The sequence below is a fragment of the Shewanella sp. T24-MNA-CIBAN-0130 genome, from assembly GCF_040310185.1.
GTDB classification, from domain to species: Bacteria; Pseudomonadota; Gammaproteobacteria; order Enterobacterales; family Shewanellaceae; genus Shewanella; species Shewanella psychromarinicola.
This window is the reverse complement of the sequence record NZ_JBEOPP010000012.1, coordinates 20,822-37,115: the sequence shown is the minus strand read 5'-3', so window position 1 is coordinate 37,115 and position 16,294 is coordinate 20,822. Positions and strand designations below refer to the sequence as shown.

Sequence of the window (16,294 nt, the reverse complement as noted above, 5' to 3'; positions counted from 1 at the left end):
ATTATTATTCCATGTAATAATCCCATGTGATAATGCCATATAATAAGAATGTTTTATTGTGCAGGATGGTTAATTAAACAAACACACTAGCAGGCATAAAAACAACACGATTGAAATCACTTGCCAAAAACGTACAGGATTGCGGGCAATAATGGGAATAAAATCTTTTGCTGTGTGATTAACTCTGGCAGTCGTTAATTGATGAAGTAATTCACAGGTATCCCCTTGACGTAAACTTGGTTCGATATTGAGTGCTTTTTTTAATGCTAAATCGATCCACTCTGGCACCATTGGGTTTAATAGATGCACGCTAACGTATTCTAAACGTGTAAAGTCCTGTCGATTACGACACTTTTCTAATTTGCCTTTAAAAGGTAATTGCCCGGCCAACATTTCAAAGGCAATCACGGCAAGTGAAAATAAATCAGCACGGCCATCAACTTGATAGCCAAGCACCACTTCTGGAGCCGTGTAATCTGCCGTACCCAAAATAGTATCTCGGGTTAACGGACTGCTGATTTCAGCAATGCCTTTAATATAACAAGAACCAAAATCAATAATTTTTACCACTCCATTTCGGGTAATAAAAATATTGTCGGGCTTTAAATCTTGATGCAGGGTTTCACGACGATGAAATGCCCTAACCCCTAATTCGATTTGTTTAAGCAGCAGTAACACATCTTCCACAGGTGCTTTTTTATGTTGCGTTAACCACTCTGCAAGGCTCATTCCGCTTAAGAACTCAGTTAAATAATACAGTGCCGATTTAGTTTTGTGCTGCTCGACCACCTTGACCACATGGGCACTATTAATCCGTTGACCGGTCCAACTTTCTAACATAAATCGCTCTATATAAGCGGCATCGTCTATGTAATTAATCGAGGGGGTTTTCATACAAAAAATTTGACCTTGCTCATTCACCACCCGATAGACTTGGCTACGCTGTGATTGATGAATGATATGGGTCACCTGATAACCATCGAGTTTCATACCAACGCTTAAGGGGGGCGGAAATGGTTGCTGTGATAAACAGTGATACACATCATCGATAGCTTGTTTGGGTAATTGGCTAACACTTAATAGCTGCGCACTTAGATTGTCTTTACTGCCTAAATCGAAAGCCTTTCTAATTAATTTTTGGCAAAACTGTTCACATGTATCATCCGTTAATTGCTGATGCTGTTGACTAAAGGTAGTTAATTTTTTATGTATCTCAAACTCAGTTAATAGATCATGAACCCCATCGGTAGTCAATAAATACAGGTCACCGACGTCGACCGATAAGGTTTTGTAATCAACATCTAATTTAACGTCCATCCCCAATGCACGGGTAAGGTATTGGCTTGATGAGTTAATATTGGTGCTATGATCATGGCTTAATTGTAGTAACTCTCCATCGCGAAAACGGTAAATCCGTGAATCACCCACATGCAGCATATGCACAGAACAAGACTTAAACACCAGCGCACTAAAGGTACACACAAAGCCGCGTCTGGCATCCCGATAATCTTGCCCGAGTCCATACAACCAACGATTCAATGCGGTTAATACTTTAGTACTAGATGTTTGCACGCTCCAGGTCTCAGGAGTGGAATAATAATCGGCTAAAAAATTACTCACACTAATAGCAGAAGCATGTGCTCCCCCCTCCGCAGTGCTAACGCCATCGCTGATCACACTCACAACGCCCTTAGTCATTAATGGCATACCTGAAGGAATACGAATACCTATCGCATCTTCATTTTGTGATTTACGGCCTTTGTCGGAAGCTTGGCCAACAACAAGCTGCAAGGTTGCGGCAAAAGGAAGCGTATCTTCTGTACGATCAAGCGCTTGTTGTAATGACTCTGAAGCCATATAACCCTCGTTTTTTTGATTAACCGCTTTACTTAAACCGCTTGAACACAAGCTATTTGAGCTTTAATGGCAGCGGGTTGCAACTACTTACTTAAGCACCACTAGCTGACACTGATTAATGTCACTTCGCCATTTTCATTCACTTCAGCAATATGACCTTTGGGTTCTTTCATAAAAAATAATGTCACAAAGCCAAATACGGCACTGACTGCAATCACGTAGAAAAACACTTGAGTAGAGACTATCGAGTACACCGTTAAGAAAAATACCGCGCCAACATTACCATAAGCCCCTGTCATGCCAGCTATTTGGCCTGTTAAACGACGTTTAATCAGCGGCACTGCAGCAAATACCGCACCTTCGCCACCTTGGACAAAGAATGAACATGCCATTACAACGGTAACCGCCATTGGTAATGACCATGATGAATCAATTTGTGCCACCGATAAATAACCGATAGCCAAGCCTGCGGTGAGGATTAATAAAGTCGTTTTACGACCAAACCTGTCACTTAACCAGCCACCACCAGGACGAGACATTAAGTTCATAAAGGCATAGCTGGATGCCAACATACCGGCTTGCGCCATCCCCAGGTCAAACGTTTCGGCAAAAAATAACGGTAACATAGACACAACAGCTAACTCAGATCCAAATGTAGTGAAATACAGCACATTTAATACCGCAACTTGCTTAAATTGATACCGTTCAAACTCTGGTACCTCTATTGAATATAAGTGTTTGTTCACTTGATAGGTTTGGTAAAAATCGAACAAGAACACCACCACTAAGCCAAGGTAAATGAGATAAGTTGTCTCTTGAGTAAACATACTCACGCCAGCAGGTGATAACTTCCAGCCCAACAATGCCAGCGTGGCATACATAGGCACTTTCATCAGGATCAGCAATACAAAATCACTTTTACTGGTGACTTCTAAACCGCCGCCCTTTTTCGGTTTAAAGTAGGTTGACCCTTTTGGCGTATCAGTGACATTAAAATAATACACAAACGCAAACAACAAGCTCATTAAACCTGTAACCCCAATGGCATAACGCCAGCCGTCAGGACCACCAAAAGCAAGCGCTACTGCGGGTAATGTAAAGGCTGCCGCAGCAGAACCAAAGTTACCCCAACCGCCATAAATACCTTCTGCAGTGCCGAGCTCTTTTGCTGGGAACCATTCGCTTACCATACGAATACCCACCACAAAGCCAGCACCAATAAAACCAATTAGAAAACGCGCTAAGGCGAGTTGCTCAAAAGTATCAGCTACGGCAAACATAAAACAAGGTATAGAACAAATCCCCAACAAGGCAGAATAGGTGATCCTTGGGCCATATTTATCGGTAACCATGCCGATGATGATCCGCGCCGGAATCGTTAATGCCACGTTGAGGATCAATAAGGTTTTAATCTGTGATGTCGTCAGCCCTAAACTGTCGGCAATCACGCTGACTAACGGGGCAGCGTTAAACCACACCACAAAAGTAATAAAAAAGGCCATCCAGCTTAAATGCATGATTTTCATCTTGCCGTGAAATGAAAATAGGTTAAATTTTTCAGCGCTCATATTGGACCCCTTTATGCCTGAGCCAAGACAAAAATATTGCCTTGCTCAGTTTTAATTTCAAATGGTTTAACCACTAGATCATTATTTTCAATACAACGCCCCGAATCCAAACGGTAATGCTGTTTATAAAGCGGCGAAGCCACACACAGCTCTCCATCAATTTCGCAAATCAATCCTCTGGCTAACAAGCTCACGCCGCTAGCGGGATCGACATTATCAAGGGCAAATAAACCGTCTTTACCTAAGTTAAAAATAGCCACTGCACGCCCGGCAACCCAAGCGGCTATTCCCGTGCCTTTTGGCATACTTGCTTCAGTGCACACATTAATCCAAATCATGCTAATTCCTCCGCTTGGGCTTGTTCGACATCGTCAGTAATCTCTTTAATGGCAATCGAGCCTGCCCCCGCATCGTTAATGTTAGGAAAACGCTGTTCCCGAATACGCTGATAAGCATTGGCATCTGTTGCGGGGGCATCATTTGGGTTAACAAACTCATTAAAACGCGCCAAAAAAGCAGGTTGCTCAAGGCTGGTTTTCCACTCACATTGGTATGTGGCAGCGATATGATCCATTTGTTGTTCTAGCGCGGCATTAATCCCAAGCGCATCATCAATAACTACCGATTTTAAGTAATCTACTCCCCCTCCTAAAGCGTCCATCCAGGTTGAGGTGCGCTGTAATTTGTCTGCGGTTTTGACATAGAACATCAAAATACGGTCGATGTATTTATACAGGTCTTGGGTGGACAAATCGGTGGCAAACAAATCACCATGACGCGGACGCATGCCGCCATTGCCAGCAACATACAGATTCCATCCTTTATCGGTTGCGATAATACCGATGTCTTTGCTTTGGGCTTCTGCGCACTCACGGGTACAACCCGATACCGCAAATTTCAATTTATGCGGACTGCGCAAGCCTTTGTAACGATTTTCTAAATCGATAGCGAAACCAACCGCGTCTTGTACGCCATAACGGCACCAAGTACTGCCAACACAAGACTTAACCGTTCGCAGAGACTTGCCGTAGGCATGGCCAGTTTCAAAACCAGCATCAATGAGTTTTTGCCAAATTTCAGGTAACTGCGATAGCGTTGCACCAAACATATCAATGCGCTGGCCACCGGTTATTTTAGTATACAGATCATATTCTTGGGCGATTTGGCCCATGGCGATGAGTTTAGTCGGAGTAATTTCGCCCCCTGCAACCCGCGGCACAACAGAGTAAGTGCCGTCTTTTTGGATGTTACCTAAGTAGGCATCATTGGTGTCTTGCAGCTGCACATGACCGCGGTCTTGATTGAGCACATACTGGTTTTGTAAGCTGGCAAAGATAGATGCCGCTGCTGGCTTACAAATATCACAACCATAAGTGTGACCACTTGCTGATGGCTTGCCATGTTGTGTCATTAAGGTATCAAAATCACTGATTCCCTCGACTTGGCAAAGGTGATATAACGCTTGTCTGTCGTGATCGAAATGGGCGCAAATACCGGCATTATAATCGAGCCCAGCGGCTTGTAATGTTTGATCTATAATTTTTTGCACTAACGGCGCACAGCCGCCACAACCTGATGCAGCGCGAGTACATGACTTGATGTCAGCTATTTTATGCTTGCCTGCTGTTACAGACTCAACAATGTCGCCTTTAGTCACTTGATGACAAGAACACACAATAGAGGAGTCTTTTAAATCTGCTTCGTTTTCAGCACCGGCAAGCAATAACTCAACCGCGGAGCCTTCAATCTCATCTTGTGATAAATAAGCATCGAGCAAGCGGCTGTAATCGCTGTTATCGCCAATTAATACCGCACCTTTTAAATATTTACCGGTTTCATCTAACCATAACTTTTTATAAATTCCCGCCTGGTTATCAGATAACTCAACAAATTGTGCATTTTCAAAACCACGGCTTGCGCCAATAGCGGCCACATCAACACCCAGTAACTTCAGCTTGGTGCTCATGTCTGCGCCGGTAAATGACTGAGAAACGCTAGTTGATGTCAATGAGCCAAGATGAGCAGCCACAACCCGCGCCATTTGATAACCTGGGGCCACTAACCCAAATATTTTTTGCTGCCATAATGCACATTCTCCAATGGCATAAACATCTGGCGCAGAGGTTAAACAGTAATCGTCAATTTCAATGCCGCCACGTTCACCAATACTGATATTTGAAACCCGTGCTAATGAATCTTGTGGACGAATACCCGCTGAAAAGACAATCATGTCAGTTTCAAGATAAGACTCATCATTGAAGGTCATTCGATGTAATGCTGTTTCACCGTCGATAATCGCGGTGGTGGCTTTTGAGGTATGCACGCTCACGCCGAGTTGTTCAATTTTGCTACACAATAAATCACCGGCTTTGTCATTTAGCTGAACGGGCATCAATTGTGGCGCAAACTCAACAACGTGGGTTTTCACCCCAAGTTGTTTCATGGCATTGGCGGCTTCTAAGCCTAATAATCCACCGCCCACAACAACCCCAACGTGACTGTTTTGGGCTGCAGCTTGGATAGCTTCAAGATCTTCAATGGTGCGATACACTAAACACTGAGCGCGATCGTTACCTTGAATAGGCGGCACAAACGGAAATGATCCGGTCGCCAGTACGAGTCGATCATAATGGTAATTACCCCCTTGGGCACTCGTGACCGTTTTAGCGGCAATATCAACCGCGGTGATCGGGGTATTTAAGTGCAGCGAAATGCCCCAATCTTGATAGTCTTGCGCACTGGTTAACATTAACGGATCGGCGCTACCGGTCTCAAAATATTTTGATAATTGCACTCGATCATAGGCTGGACGGGGTTCTTCACCAAACACATGCACATCAAACGTTTTATTGAGCCCTAAACTACACAATTGCTCAATAAAGTGATGACCTACCATGCCATTACCGACCACCACTAACTTGGGTTTTGAGACTGCCATATCCTGCTCCTTCATGCCATGGACCGTAAAAAACAAAATGGCGCCAACTCCGCTTAAAGAGTTGGCGCCATTGCCTGTTACTATTCCGATTTTTTAAATTTTATTGTTTGAACATTGATGGTTTAAAAAACCATTATCGACTTTCAGTATCATACTGTGATGTTGCAGGCTCTATGCCAACAAACAAAAAAACCATAATCACTTGATTAATATATAATTAAAACTTAGCAGCCTTTGTGCTGAGACGATAATATGTCCGCCTTAGGGATAATCGCACCAAAATGAGGCGCACCATCATTGTTCACCGCTAAAGTATCGACTGCTAACGAAGTATTTTGCTTGCTGACAACTGCAATAATTTGTGCCGACATTTGTGCCACCGACAAGCCTTTTTGCATCGCTTGTTGTTGAATAATGTGGTGTGCTTTGGCTTCATCAAACCCTTGTTGCATTACAATCAACTTTGCTTGGCTGAGCAGTTTTATACTGCGAATTTCATCATCTAACTTTTTAAATTCGGCTAAGGTTTTACTGGCGGCATTAAAACGCGCTTGGGCTAAACTGATCACGCTGGTTAAACGGTTAACGGTCAGCATATCCGGAATAAAAGTGATGCGCCCACAATCAAGCAAATCGGTTAACGCTGCCTGTTGCCATGTTTTGGCATTGACAACGATCACCATAGGTTTACTCGTTAATGTACGCTGGATCAGCCCCTGAATTTGACTGTGTAATGTCTCGGTTAATACCAACAAGGTATCAAATGTTTGTTGATGTAATTGTTGCTCAACTTGGCTTACCGAAGTCAATACAGTGACATGCCCAAACGCCGCCAAACAAGTCTGATACTGCACCAGATCACAATCGGCCACAGGTACAGCCGCAAAGCTCTGATCGCAAAAGATTAAACTGCGCATAACCACTCCTTGTTCCGCCATTGATCTAGTGGATTATCTGTTGTACTAAAACGGTTTGCCCAACATTGTTGACTCAAACTGACTGCTTGCGCTGCTGTAATCGCCGTTGCGTTAATTGAATCTATCGTAGCTGACTGGCGGCTCAGTAATAGCAGCAACGCAGCCAAAGTAGCCTGAATACTGCTAAGCGCTTGCTCGATCATGGTGCGCGACATTAATTCTGTGAGTTTATTGGCCGAAAAAGGCTGTTGTTCGCGCCATAACAGCGCAAGAATGTCGCTAGACAATTCGGCTTGGCCCAATTTCGCACCAGAAAAACCTTCTAATAATGTGGGGATCGATAAGCTCGATACCACTATAGTGTTTGCTTGTCCGTTGACGACAGTAACCGTGGTCGACACTCTTGGATTACACTCTGTTTCGCCTTGTAAACCTTTAAAAATCGCGACACTGCCGGTATGGTATTCACCTTTTGCAAATAAGATTTTGCATATGCCTTGGTGCAGATAATCTAACCCGGGGTGAAAGTAGCTACGCAGACTGATCGCTGCATTAGTTGGGTTGATACACCGCGCTGCAGTTTGAATAAGGCTACGAAGACCCAATTCTTGATGCAACTGGCGGCACTCATCTAACACTGGTGCTAAATCACCCGCACATACATAAACAATGTTATCGGATAGCAAGGCTGCATTAGCGCTTTGTGGTGTAGTACAACAAGCAATATTGACTGCCGCTAAGCAAGATTCAACATGGCGGCGATGGGGTAAAGCTTGGCTGTCGCCATGCAACATTACACGCACACCTTGGCTTGCCAGTAATTTAGCCACCAACAATAACCACGGTAACTGCTCACGCTTACCCGCATACACAGGCCAGTCAATATCAACCGCCAATGTCCCCCAACCAGTATCTAATGTATGACGTAGCCCTGCGACCATCCCAGCAACTTCTTCTGTGGTTTCACCACGAACGCGCATTAACATCATGGCACTCGCCATCTGTACCCGGGTGGCTTTTCCTTTAGCAAAACCTTCAAGTAATAAGCTGGCCTCAGCAAATGTTAACGTCCGCGAGCCTTTTTCGCCCTTACCCAAGGCTTTGATCAATAACCTAAAATCAAATTCATCGACTGATGTCAGGGTTAACTCACCAATTTTAGGCATATAGCACCTCGCATTCATATTCAGAATGTGGTTGTGACTCTGGCTGTGGTGAAACAAAATCAATATCGTCGAGTAAAGCACTAAGCTGTTGGCCGACACTGACCACTTCACCAATAATGATTAATGTTGGCCCAGAGTCCTTAATAGTCAACGCAGCATCAGCCATAGAGTCAACGGTTGCATAAGTCACAATTTGGTTTGGTCTACCGCCATTGGTAACAAAAGCCACCGGCAAGTTAGCGGCGCATTGGGTATCGAGTAACCCGAGTGAGATGCTTGCCGCTTGTTCTTTACCCATATAAAAAACTAAGGTGGACTGTGCTGTGAGCAATGCTTGCCACTGCGTAGGAGCATTTGCATTATCTGCATCGGTCATTTTTGTGCCGGTGATCAGGGTGACACTTCGAGCCATACCTCGAAAAGTCAGTGGAATACCTGTGCTAGAAGCACAACCTAACGCGGCGGTAACACCGGCAATAAACTGCGAACGGATCCCCTGCTGAGCCAAGTAAAGCGCCTCTTCTGAGCCGCGACCGAAAATATGCGGGTCTCCGCCTTTTAAGCGCACCACTTTAAACCCTTGCTGTGCCAAGCTCAGTAATAACGCATTAATATCTTCTTGATTAACACTGGGCTGGCCGCAACGTTTACCGACAAAGTGGCGCTGACAAGATGGCGTCACTAAGGTTAAAATATCGCTGCTAACAAGGCTGTCAAACACGAGTGCATCGGCTTGGGCAACAATCCGCGCCGCCTTAATGGTCATCAAATCCAATTGACCACAACCTGCGCCAACAATGGCGACTTCGCCAGCTTGCAGTTCGCTTGTAGGTAATCCATCAGTAAGACAGCCTAAAGAGTTAATTGGCTGATGACCTTTTATCATTGCGTCTACGCTATTCATTAGGCAACGTCCTCTTCTACTGCATGTTGATGTTCAATTTCGGTGTACGATAATGCATCCAGCCAACTTTGCTTGGCACACTGCTTTACTTCACTGTGACAACTGCCACATTGACGCCCGCAACCTAATAATGATTGAGTGCTATCTAATGCCTGTTGAAAACTGATGTTGGCTAAACCGTCACCCATCACTTGGTCGTTAAATTGTTGATTGATTTCGTCGTTAATGCTCGCTTCGGATACCCCTGTACAAGCACAGATTAACGGGCTATTACCGGCTTTAATTTGCTGATGTAGCAACTTCATTAACTGCTTGTCGACAGGCTTGCCAATAAACGTATTCATCTGATTTAAGCCCACATTCACTTGAGTGTGAGACAACACTTTTAATGCCTTAAGTAATCCTTTATCCATATTGCATTGGATATATAAAGGCTGGCCATCTACCGTTAAGGTCCATTTAAGTGAATAGGCTGTCGCTTGGTAGGCAAAACCGTCGTTGGTATCTGTAAAACCAATGTGATGACACACTCCGTTCTCCAGCGTTTGTGCAACTTGCCAGCATAGCCCGTGAGCAGAAGAGTCGTGTTGACCAAAAACAACACCTTGCAGCGCAAGTAGAACGGGGCTTAATATCACTGGTTGACACTTAAATCCTGGTTGCTTTGATATTGGATCAACACGGGCATCTAACGCCTGATTCACCCCTTTGGTCATAGAGAACTGCGCCGACCAATGCATCGACATCGATGCCACATTGGCTGGCATATCGTCATCGACAACGGCGCGTGCCACAGTGAAGGCTGACGACAATATGGTCGCATTGGCATCCATTGAGTGCGGGGTCAGTGCTGATTGAATTCGCACCAAACCACCGTCGATTAACGAGAAATCACGCAGCTGTGATGAATGTAAATGAATAACAGGCTCAGGAATGCTGGCTCGTAAACTGGCGATATGTCCGGTGCGAGTCATGGTATGCCACTGATCGCGACTACGGCAGCTGTTTAATAACAGTGTGTTGTTGGTTAACGACTGCTCTGATGGATTAACAGGCGCTGGCGCGACAAATTGCGCTTTACCACTTGCAGTGGCAAACACACCATCACTGAAAACTCGCCCGCCTCGCTGGCCTATTTGCGTAGCAGAAGCAATAGGCCATTGTGTTGGCAGTAACGCATCATATTGCCCTTTTGATAAGTCGGCTAAGCCAGTTAAATCAAATACTTTGTTAGGAAACTGCTGTTTTACTCGAGCAGACATGGCTGAAAATTCGTTGAAAACACTGGCGTTATCTTCAAAATCAAATCCGTGAAAGCCCATTTTTTTGGCCACTTGGCTCATAGCCCACCAATCAGCTTTAGCTTGACCTTTGGGGGTAATAAACCCACGCTGGCGGGTAATGGTGCGTTCACTGTTGGTCACAGTACCGCATTTTTCTGACCAACCTTGCGCTGGCAATAACACATCAGCAAGCTTGGCGGTATCTGAGTCTGGGCTAATTTCAGATACCACTACAAAGGGGCAATCGGCTAAGGCTTTGGCAATTTTTTCACTATTAGGTAACGACACCACTGGGTTGGTACCCATAATCCAAATCGCTTTAATTTTGCCATCGGCAAGGGCATCAAACATCTCTACTGCTGCTAAGCCTTTTTGTTCGGCTACGCTGTCGGTTTGCCAGAAATCAGCTAATAGCTGACGTTCAGGTGCTGAAAATCCCATATGACAGGCTAACTGGCTCGCTAAACCACCGACTTCACGGCCGCCCATAGCATTAGGTTGTCCGGTTAACGAAAAGAATCCACTGCCTATTTGTCCAATTTGACCTAAGGCAAGATGACAGTTAATCATCGCATTGGTGGTATCTGTGCCTATAGTTGATTGATTCACTCCCTGACAAGATGCGGTAAGTACTTTTTTATGACCCGCCACTAATTGATAAAACTCAGTAAGACGAGTAACAGATACTCCCACTTGATTTGCGAGTTCGGCTAAATTGGCACTTAATTGTTGCGCCTCGGACACAACAGAATCAAAACCCTCGGTGTGTGCTGCAATGTAAGTGTGATCAACACAATTTTGATCGGCTAAATAACCCAGTAAGCCATGAAATAATGCTAAATCGGCACCTGGGGTAATCGCTAAATGTAAATCCGCTTGTTTAGCTGTCGCGGTTGATAGCGGGTCGATAACCACTAAACGGGCATTATTGGTTTTTTTAGCCGCTAATATTCGTTGAAAAAGCACCGGATGAGTCCAAGCAGTGTTAGCACCCACCAGCACGATGACTTCTGCTTGCTCTAGGTCATCAAAGCAAGCTGGCACCACGTCTTCACCAAAAGCGCGTTGCATTGCACTCACCGCTGACGACATACATAAACGAGAGTTAGTATCGATGTTAGCCGTTTTTAAAAAACCTTTGGCGAACTTATTCGCGACATAATAATCTTCAGTGAGTAATTGCCCTGAAAGATAAAGGGCAACAGAGCCGGGGCCATGCTCAGCAATGGTTTGTGCAAAAGTATCAGCAATTAAGGTGCTCGCACTATTCCAATCAAGGGGTTTACCTGAACGATATTTTGGATAACGTAGCACATTGGGCTGATCTAAACTGTCGAGTAAGCGTTCACCTTTAGCACATAAATGACCGTAATTTGCAGGATGATTGATATCACCCACTAATGATAAATCAGCTGTATTTATATCAGTCCAATCCGCTTTGTTCGGTGACACGCTTACGCCACACCCGACACCACAATAAGCACAACTCGATTGGATCTTTGACATACATCTACCCTTTCACCTTGATTATTTCATAGTTAACTACTGCGAAAGCTGTGCCAAAAAATTAACTTACTGATTTACAATAGAAATAAAAACCGTCTAGATTGATAACCGCAATATTTGTGCAACAAAAGTGCAGGCCTGCGCACTTTTGTTGCGCATCTATCTGAAAATAAAGGGATTTTAATACCTATAAAGAGGTATTACCTTGTTGTTTCATCCCTTATAAGCAAATCATCAACTCAAGGCATATTGAGGTAGGAATAGTTTTTTCTAGTCAGTTGATACAACGCAGAGGCGTAACCAATGGGAATGCCTGCAAGTCGAGTGGCAACACTGCCTATCTTTTGCTGAATAAATTCATCAGGCTTTAGCCCAAACGGGTAAACAAGCCTCCCTCATCGCCTCGCTAACCAAAAATAATGGCAAGTTATATCTATGACTTGAAATAGACTGATCCCGATCGGTTTACCCCACTCCGTATACCGGATTGAGGTTAAGTTAGGCTTATTTATGCAGACAGATGTAAGGTTTTAGTCAGTTATTAAAAGAATAAAAACAAAAATACCGACATAAAGTCGGTATTTTTCAGCTATCAAGATAGCTTATTTTGCAGTACGGCCATCGTCATGACATGTATCACACGTTGGTACTTCGCCTACTTTTGCGTCATGTGGTGCGTGGCAATCTGCACACATTAACATACCATCATGCGGCTTATGGTTATCATCCATTTCAGCAAGAGAACCATGACAACTTTGACATTGTTCAAATTCATATACACCATCTGATGATGGCTCTCCATCAGCGTGACAGTTTTCACAGCCACCCATTTCAACATGAAACTCAGCGAGGGTCTCATCAGCAGCAGCAAATGATGCAGAAGACATCATCATTACCGCGAAACCGGCCGCAAACAATGTACTTAGTAATTTATTGCTCACTTTTCATTCCTCCAATTTTAGTGTGTGCCCGCATTCTTTTTATCTGACGCGGATCATCACACTGCAGTACGACACTTTACTTAAGGGTTTACTCAACAACTTTATTTATCAACAATTCATAAAAACAATTCATAAAAAAATCGAAAATTGAATGGTAATATAAACGTAGCTAATCAATCTACTTTAAGCAAAATTAATATAGATTAGGTAATAATAGCAGCGTTAACATTTGGAGTATGTGCGCCACATCATGTAACGCAATGGTTTTTAGTCAACAAACCGACTTACCACCAATGATAGCTAATGTAGTCATGGTTAATTTAAGTTGGGTTGGCGCCAATAAAAAGCCCCGACTAATGTTGGGGCTATCGTTGAGCTATCACATTTATAATAATGCTTTGTTGATATTAACTGCGAGATTTTTCTAAACGAGCGAGTAAACTAGAAGTATCCCAACGGTTGCCTTTCATCGCCTGAACTTCAGAATAAAACTGATCAACTAATGCCGCGACAGGTAAATGGCTACCATTTCGGCGAGCTTCATCTAGGGCAATGCCTAAGTCTTTTCGCATCCAATCGATAGCAAAGCCGAAATCATATTGACCTTGCCACATAGTCTGATAACGATTCTCCATCTGCCAACTTTGTGCAGCACCTTTACTGATGACCTCAATGACTTTTAAGCCATCTAAACCCGCACTCTTTGCAAAATGAAGTCCTTCAGCTAAGCCTTGAACCACACCCGCAATACAAATTTGATTGACCATTTTAGTCAACTGACCCGAACCTGCAGGTCCAAGCAATTCAGCACAGCGACTATATGCATCAATAACGGGTTTAACCGTATTAAAATCAGCCTGTTCACCGCCCATCATCACGGTTAACACACCATTTTCAGCACCCGCTTGGCCACCTGAAACAGGCGCATCTAAAAAGCCAATATTTTGTGGGGTCAATTGGGCGGCAATGTCGCGCGCGACATCGGCTGAAGCTGTGGTATGGTCGACCAAAATAGCACCTGCATGCATACCGTGAATGGCGCCTTGATCACCCAATACCACTTGACGTAAATCATCATCATTACCCACACAGGTAAACACAATGTCTTGTCCTTTAGCCGCGGCTTTTGGTGTATCCGCGCGTCGACCGCCATACTGCTCAACCCATTGTTGAGCTTTACTGGCCGTTCGGTTATACACGGTCAAATCGTGACCCTGTTTAACTAAATGTCCCGCCATAGGATACCCCATAACGCCTAACCCAATAAATGCTACCTTGGCCATGATTTGTCCCTTTTATTTATGCTACTGAAGGTTTAACGTGAGCTTCCATTTCGGCGCCAATACGCTTACGCATGTCCATTAAACGTAATGCTGTATCACGTAAATGAATATCGTCGGCTGTCGTTGGGATCCATTCAGGTACCGAGGTGGGTTTGCCTTCATCATCAACCGCCACCATAATCACAATACAATGGGTCGTGAGATAACGCTCTGAATCTTTAGGATCGCCAGCCTTAACATCAATTGCGACATGCATAGATGTGCTGCCGGTATAAATCACTTTACCCGTCACCTCAACAATATGGCCAACGTGAATGGGTTTAACAAAACGAATACCCCCTGCATAGACGGTAATACAATACTTACCACTCCAACCTGCAGCGGTAGCGTAAGCCGCTAAATCGATCCATTTCATTACGGCGCCGCCGTGTACTTTACCGCCGAAATTGACATCTGCAGGCTCAGCCAAAAAACGTAACGTAAGCTTTCTATCTATACCGGCCATAAAGCCTCCAAGTCATCGCAGGATGTATCGGAAATTAACGATACACTTTGTCTTAATCCAAAAAAAGCTTAAACATACAAAAAAAGCGCCATCGGCGCTTTTTATCTATGTCACTATCATTAATTGATTTTTTTAAACAATAATGAACCGTTGGTGCCACCAAAACCAAATGAATTACATAATGCGTAATCAAATTGATGACGACGAGAAGTGTGTGCGACAAAATCTAAATCACAACCTTCATCAGGATTGTCTAAATTAATAGTAGGAGGAATATGCTGATCACGTAATGCCAACAAAGTAATGATTGCTTCAACAGCACCTGCAGCACCGAGTAAATGACCGGTCATTGATTTGGTCGAGCTCACCAATACATCATAGGCATGTGGCCCAAACACAGATTTCACCGCAGCCACTTCGGCTTTATCACCTGCATTCGTTGATGTGCCATGGGCATTGATATAGCCCACTAGCTCTTTTTCAATTTGTGCATCGTTAATGGCATTGACCATAGCCGCCGCAGCACCAGCGCCATCACTCGGTGGTGATGTCATGTGGAATGCATCACCACTCATGCCAAAACCAACCAGCTCGCCGTAAATTTTAGCGCCACGTGCTTTAGCTCGTTCATATTCTTCCATCACAATGACACCTGCACCGTCGCCAATGACAAAACCATCACGGTCTTTGTCCCATGGGCGACTTGCTGCTGTTGGGTCGTCATTACGAGTAGATAATGCTTTAGCTGAACTAAAACCAGCAACCCCTAATGGGCTAGTGACATCTTCAGCACCACCGGCGACCATAACATCGGCATCACCATAAGCAATAGTCCGAGCGGCAAAACCAATGTTATGCACACCGGTAGTACAAGCTGTGGTAACCGCAAAATTGGGCCCTGTCATACCGTACATAATTGACAAGTGGCCGGCGATCATATTAATAATGGTGCTCGGCACAAAAAAAGGCGACACCTTGCGTGGTCCGCCATTGAGTAATGCCGAATGGCCTTGCTCAATTAACCACATACCGCCCATACCGGCACCAATAGCAACACCCACACGAGCAGGGTTTTCTTGGCTCATCTCTAGGCCAGAGTCTTTTACTGCTTGAATACCTGCAGCTATGCCATATTGGATAAATAAATCCATTTTACGGGCATCTTTTTTCGTTAAATATTGTTCGACGTCAAAATCTTTTACTGAGCCACTGAAACGAGTATTAAAACCACTGGCATCAAATTTGGTAATGGGAGCAATACCACTCTTACCAGCCAGTAAGGCATTCCAACAAGACTCGACATCATTACCTACTGGAGTCACGAGGCCAAGACCTGTGATGACGACACGACGTTTAGACATGATATTCACCTTTAAATAAAATCTGCCACGATGCCATTATTGCGATATAGATAAAGAAGTATAAG

General features: G+C 44.2%; 12 protein-coding genes. All 12 read right to left on the bottom strand.

From position 1 onward, the window contains the following. Window positions 1-69 precede the first annotated feature (69 nt). The gene (locus tag AAEZ02_RS07210; protein ID WP_101030692.1) at window positions 70-1,857 is read right to left on the bottom strand and encodes a bifunctional protein-serine/threonine kinase/phosphatase; all 1,788 of its coding nucleotides are present in this window, start codon (window positions 1,855-1,857) and stop codon (window positions 70-72) included. A gap of 101 nt (window positions 1,858-1,958) precedes the next feature. Beyond that, a complete protein-coding gene (locus tag AAEZ02_RS07205) occupies window positions 1,959-3,425 on the bottom strand; it encodes a NarK family nitrate/nitrite MFS transporter (protein WP_101030689.1) in 1,467 nt (488 codons plus the stop codon). Between the two features lie 11 nt (window positions 3,426-3,436). Continuing rightward, window positions 3,437-3,763: a nitrite reductase small subunit NirD gene (gene nirD, locus AAEZ02_RS07200; RefSeq protein WP_124013766.1), complete on the bottom strand. Its 327-nt coding sequence runs from the start codon at window positions 3,761-3,763 to the stop codon at window positions 3,437-3,439. Beyond that, window positions 3,760-6,363 (bottom strand): nitrite reductase large subunit NirB, encoded by a 2,604-nt coding sequence (gene nirB, locus AAEZ02_RS07195; RefSeq protein WP_124013767.1) that lies wholly within the window; start codon window positions 6,361-6,363, stop codon window positions 3,760-3,762. Before nirB ends, nirD begins: the two co-directional genes overlap by 4 nt. Before the next feature lie 224 nt (window positions 6,364-6,587). Beyond that, complete coding sequence (locus AAEZ02_RS07190) at window positions 6,588-7,280, bottom strand: ANTAR domain-containing response regulator (protein ID WP_164839469.1); 693 nt, start codon at window positions 7,278-7,280, stop codon at window positions 6,588-6,590. Further along, window positions 7,268-8,446, bottom strand: a complete 1,179-nt coding sequence (locus AAEZ02_RS07185) for a glycosyl transferase (protein ID WP_164839468.1) — start codon at window positions 8,444-8,446, stop codon at window positions 7,268-7,270. The genes AAEZ02_RS07190 and AAEZ02_RS07185 overlap by 13 nt, the downstream gene beginning before the upstream one ends. Beyond that, complete coding sequence (gene cobA / locus AAEZ02_RS07180; RefSeq protein WP_124013770.1) at window positions 8,439-9,350, bottom strand: uroporphyrinogen-III C-methyltransferase; 912 nt, start codon at window positions 9,348-9,350, stop codon at window positions 8,439-8,441. The genes AAEZ02_RS07185 and cobA overlap by 8 nt, the downstream gene beginning before the upstream one ends. Next, window positions 9,350-12,139 carry a nitrate reductase gene (locus AAEZ02_RS07175; protein WP_124013771.1) on the bottom strand — a complete coding sequence of 930 codons (2,790 nt, stop codon included), beginning with the start codon at window positions 12,137-12,139 and terminating at the stop codon, window positions 9,350-9,352. Before AAEZ02_RS07175 ends, cobA begins: the two co-directional genes overlap by 1 nt. A gap of 602 nt (window positions 12,140-12,741) precedes the next feature. Then, window positions 12,742-13,080 carry a tetraheme c-type cytochrome CctA gene (gene cctA / locus AAEZ02_RS07170; protein WP_351122421.1) on the bottom strand — a complete coding sequence of 113 codons (339 nt, stop codon included), beginning with the start codon at window positions 13,078-13,080 and terminating at the stop codon, window positions 12,742-12,744. Between the two features lie 407 nt (window positions 13,081-13,487). Next, window positions 13,488-14,363, bottom strand: a complete 876-nt coding sequence (locus AAEZ02_RS07165) for an NAD(P)-dependent oxidoreductase (RefSeq protein ID WP_124013772.1) — start codon at window positions 14,361-14,363, stop codon at window positions 13,488-13,490. A gap of 16 nt (window positions 14,364-14,379) precedes the next feature. After that, window positions 14,380-14,868 carry an acyl-CoA thioesterase gene (locus AAEZ02_RS07160; RefSeq protein WP_124013773.1) on the bottom strand — a complete coding sequence of 163 codons (489 nt, stop codon included), beginning with the start codon at window positions 14,866-14,868 and terminating at the stop codon, window positions 14,380-14,382. Window positions 14,869-14,987: 119 nt separating this feature from the next. Further along, a complete protein-coding gene (gene fabF / locus AAEZ02_RS07155; protein ID WP_101030663.1) occupies window positions 14,988-16,229 on the bottom strand; it encodes a beta-ketoacyl-ACP synthase II in 1,242 nt (413 codons plus the stop codon). Window positions 16,230-16,294: the final 65 nt, after the last annotated feature.

Bases quoted from the DNA above. Each gene is read 5' to 3' on its own strand.
- AAEZ02_RS07210 (WP_101030692.1), bottom strand. From the start codon at position 1,857: ATGGCTTCAGAGTCATTACAACAAGCGCTTGATCGTACAGAAGATACG.
- AAEZ02_RS07205 (WP_101030689.1), bottom strand. From the start codon at position 3,425: ATGAGCGCTGAAAAATTTAACCTATTTTCATTTCACGGCAAGATGAAA.
- nirD (WP_124013766.1), bottom strand. From the start codon at position 3,763: ATGATTTGGATTAATGTGTGCACTGAAGCAAGTATGCCAAAAGGCACG.
- nirB (WP_124013767.1), bottom strand. From the start codon at position 6,363: ATGGCAGTCTCAAAACCCAAGTTAGTGGTGGTCGGTAATGGCATGGTA.
- AAEZ02_RS07190 (WP_164839469.1), bottom strand. From the start codon at position 7,280: ATGCGCAGTTTAATCTTTTGCGATCAGAGCTTTGCGGCTGTACCTGTG.
- AAEZ02_RS07185 (WP_164839468.1), bottom strand. From the start codon at position 8,446: ATGCCTAAAATTGGTGAGTTAACCCTGACATCAGTCGATGAATTTGAT.
- cobA (WP_124013770.1), bottom strand. From the start codon at position 9,350: ATGAATAGCGTAGACGCAATGATAAAAGGTCATCAGCCAATTAACTCT.
- AAEZ02_RS07175 (WP_124013771.1), bottom strand. From the start codon at position 12,139: ATGTCAAAGATCCAATCGAGTTGTGCTTATTGTGGTGTCGGGTGTGGC.
- AAEZ02_RS07165 (WP_124013772.1), bottom strand. From the start codon at position 14,363: ATGGCCAAGGTAGCATTTATTGGGTTAGGCGTTATGGGGTATCCTATG.
- AAEZ02_RS07160 (WP_124013773.1), bottom strand. From the start codon at position 14,868: ATGGCCGGTATAGATAGAAAGCTTACGTTACGTTTTTTGGCTGAGCCT.
- fabF (WP_101030663.1), bottom strand. From the start codon at position 16,229: ATGTCTAAACGTCGTGTCGTCATCACAGGTCTTGGCCTCGTGACTCCA.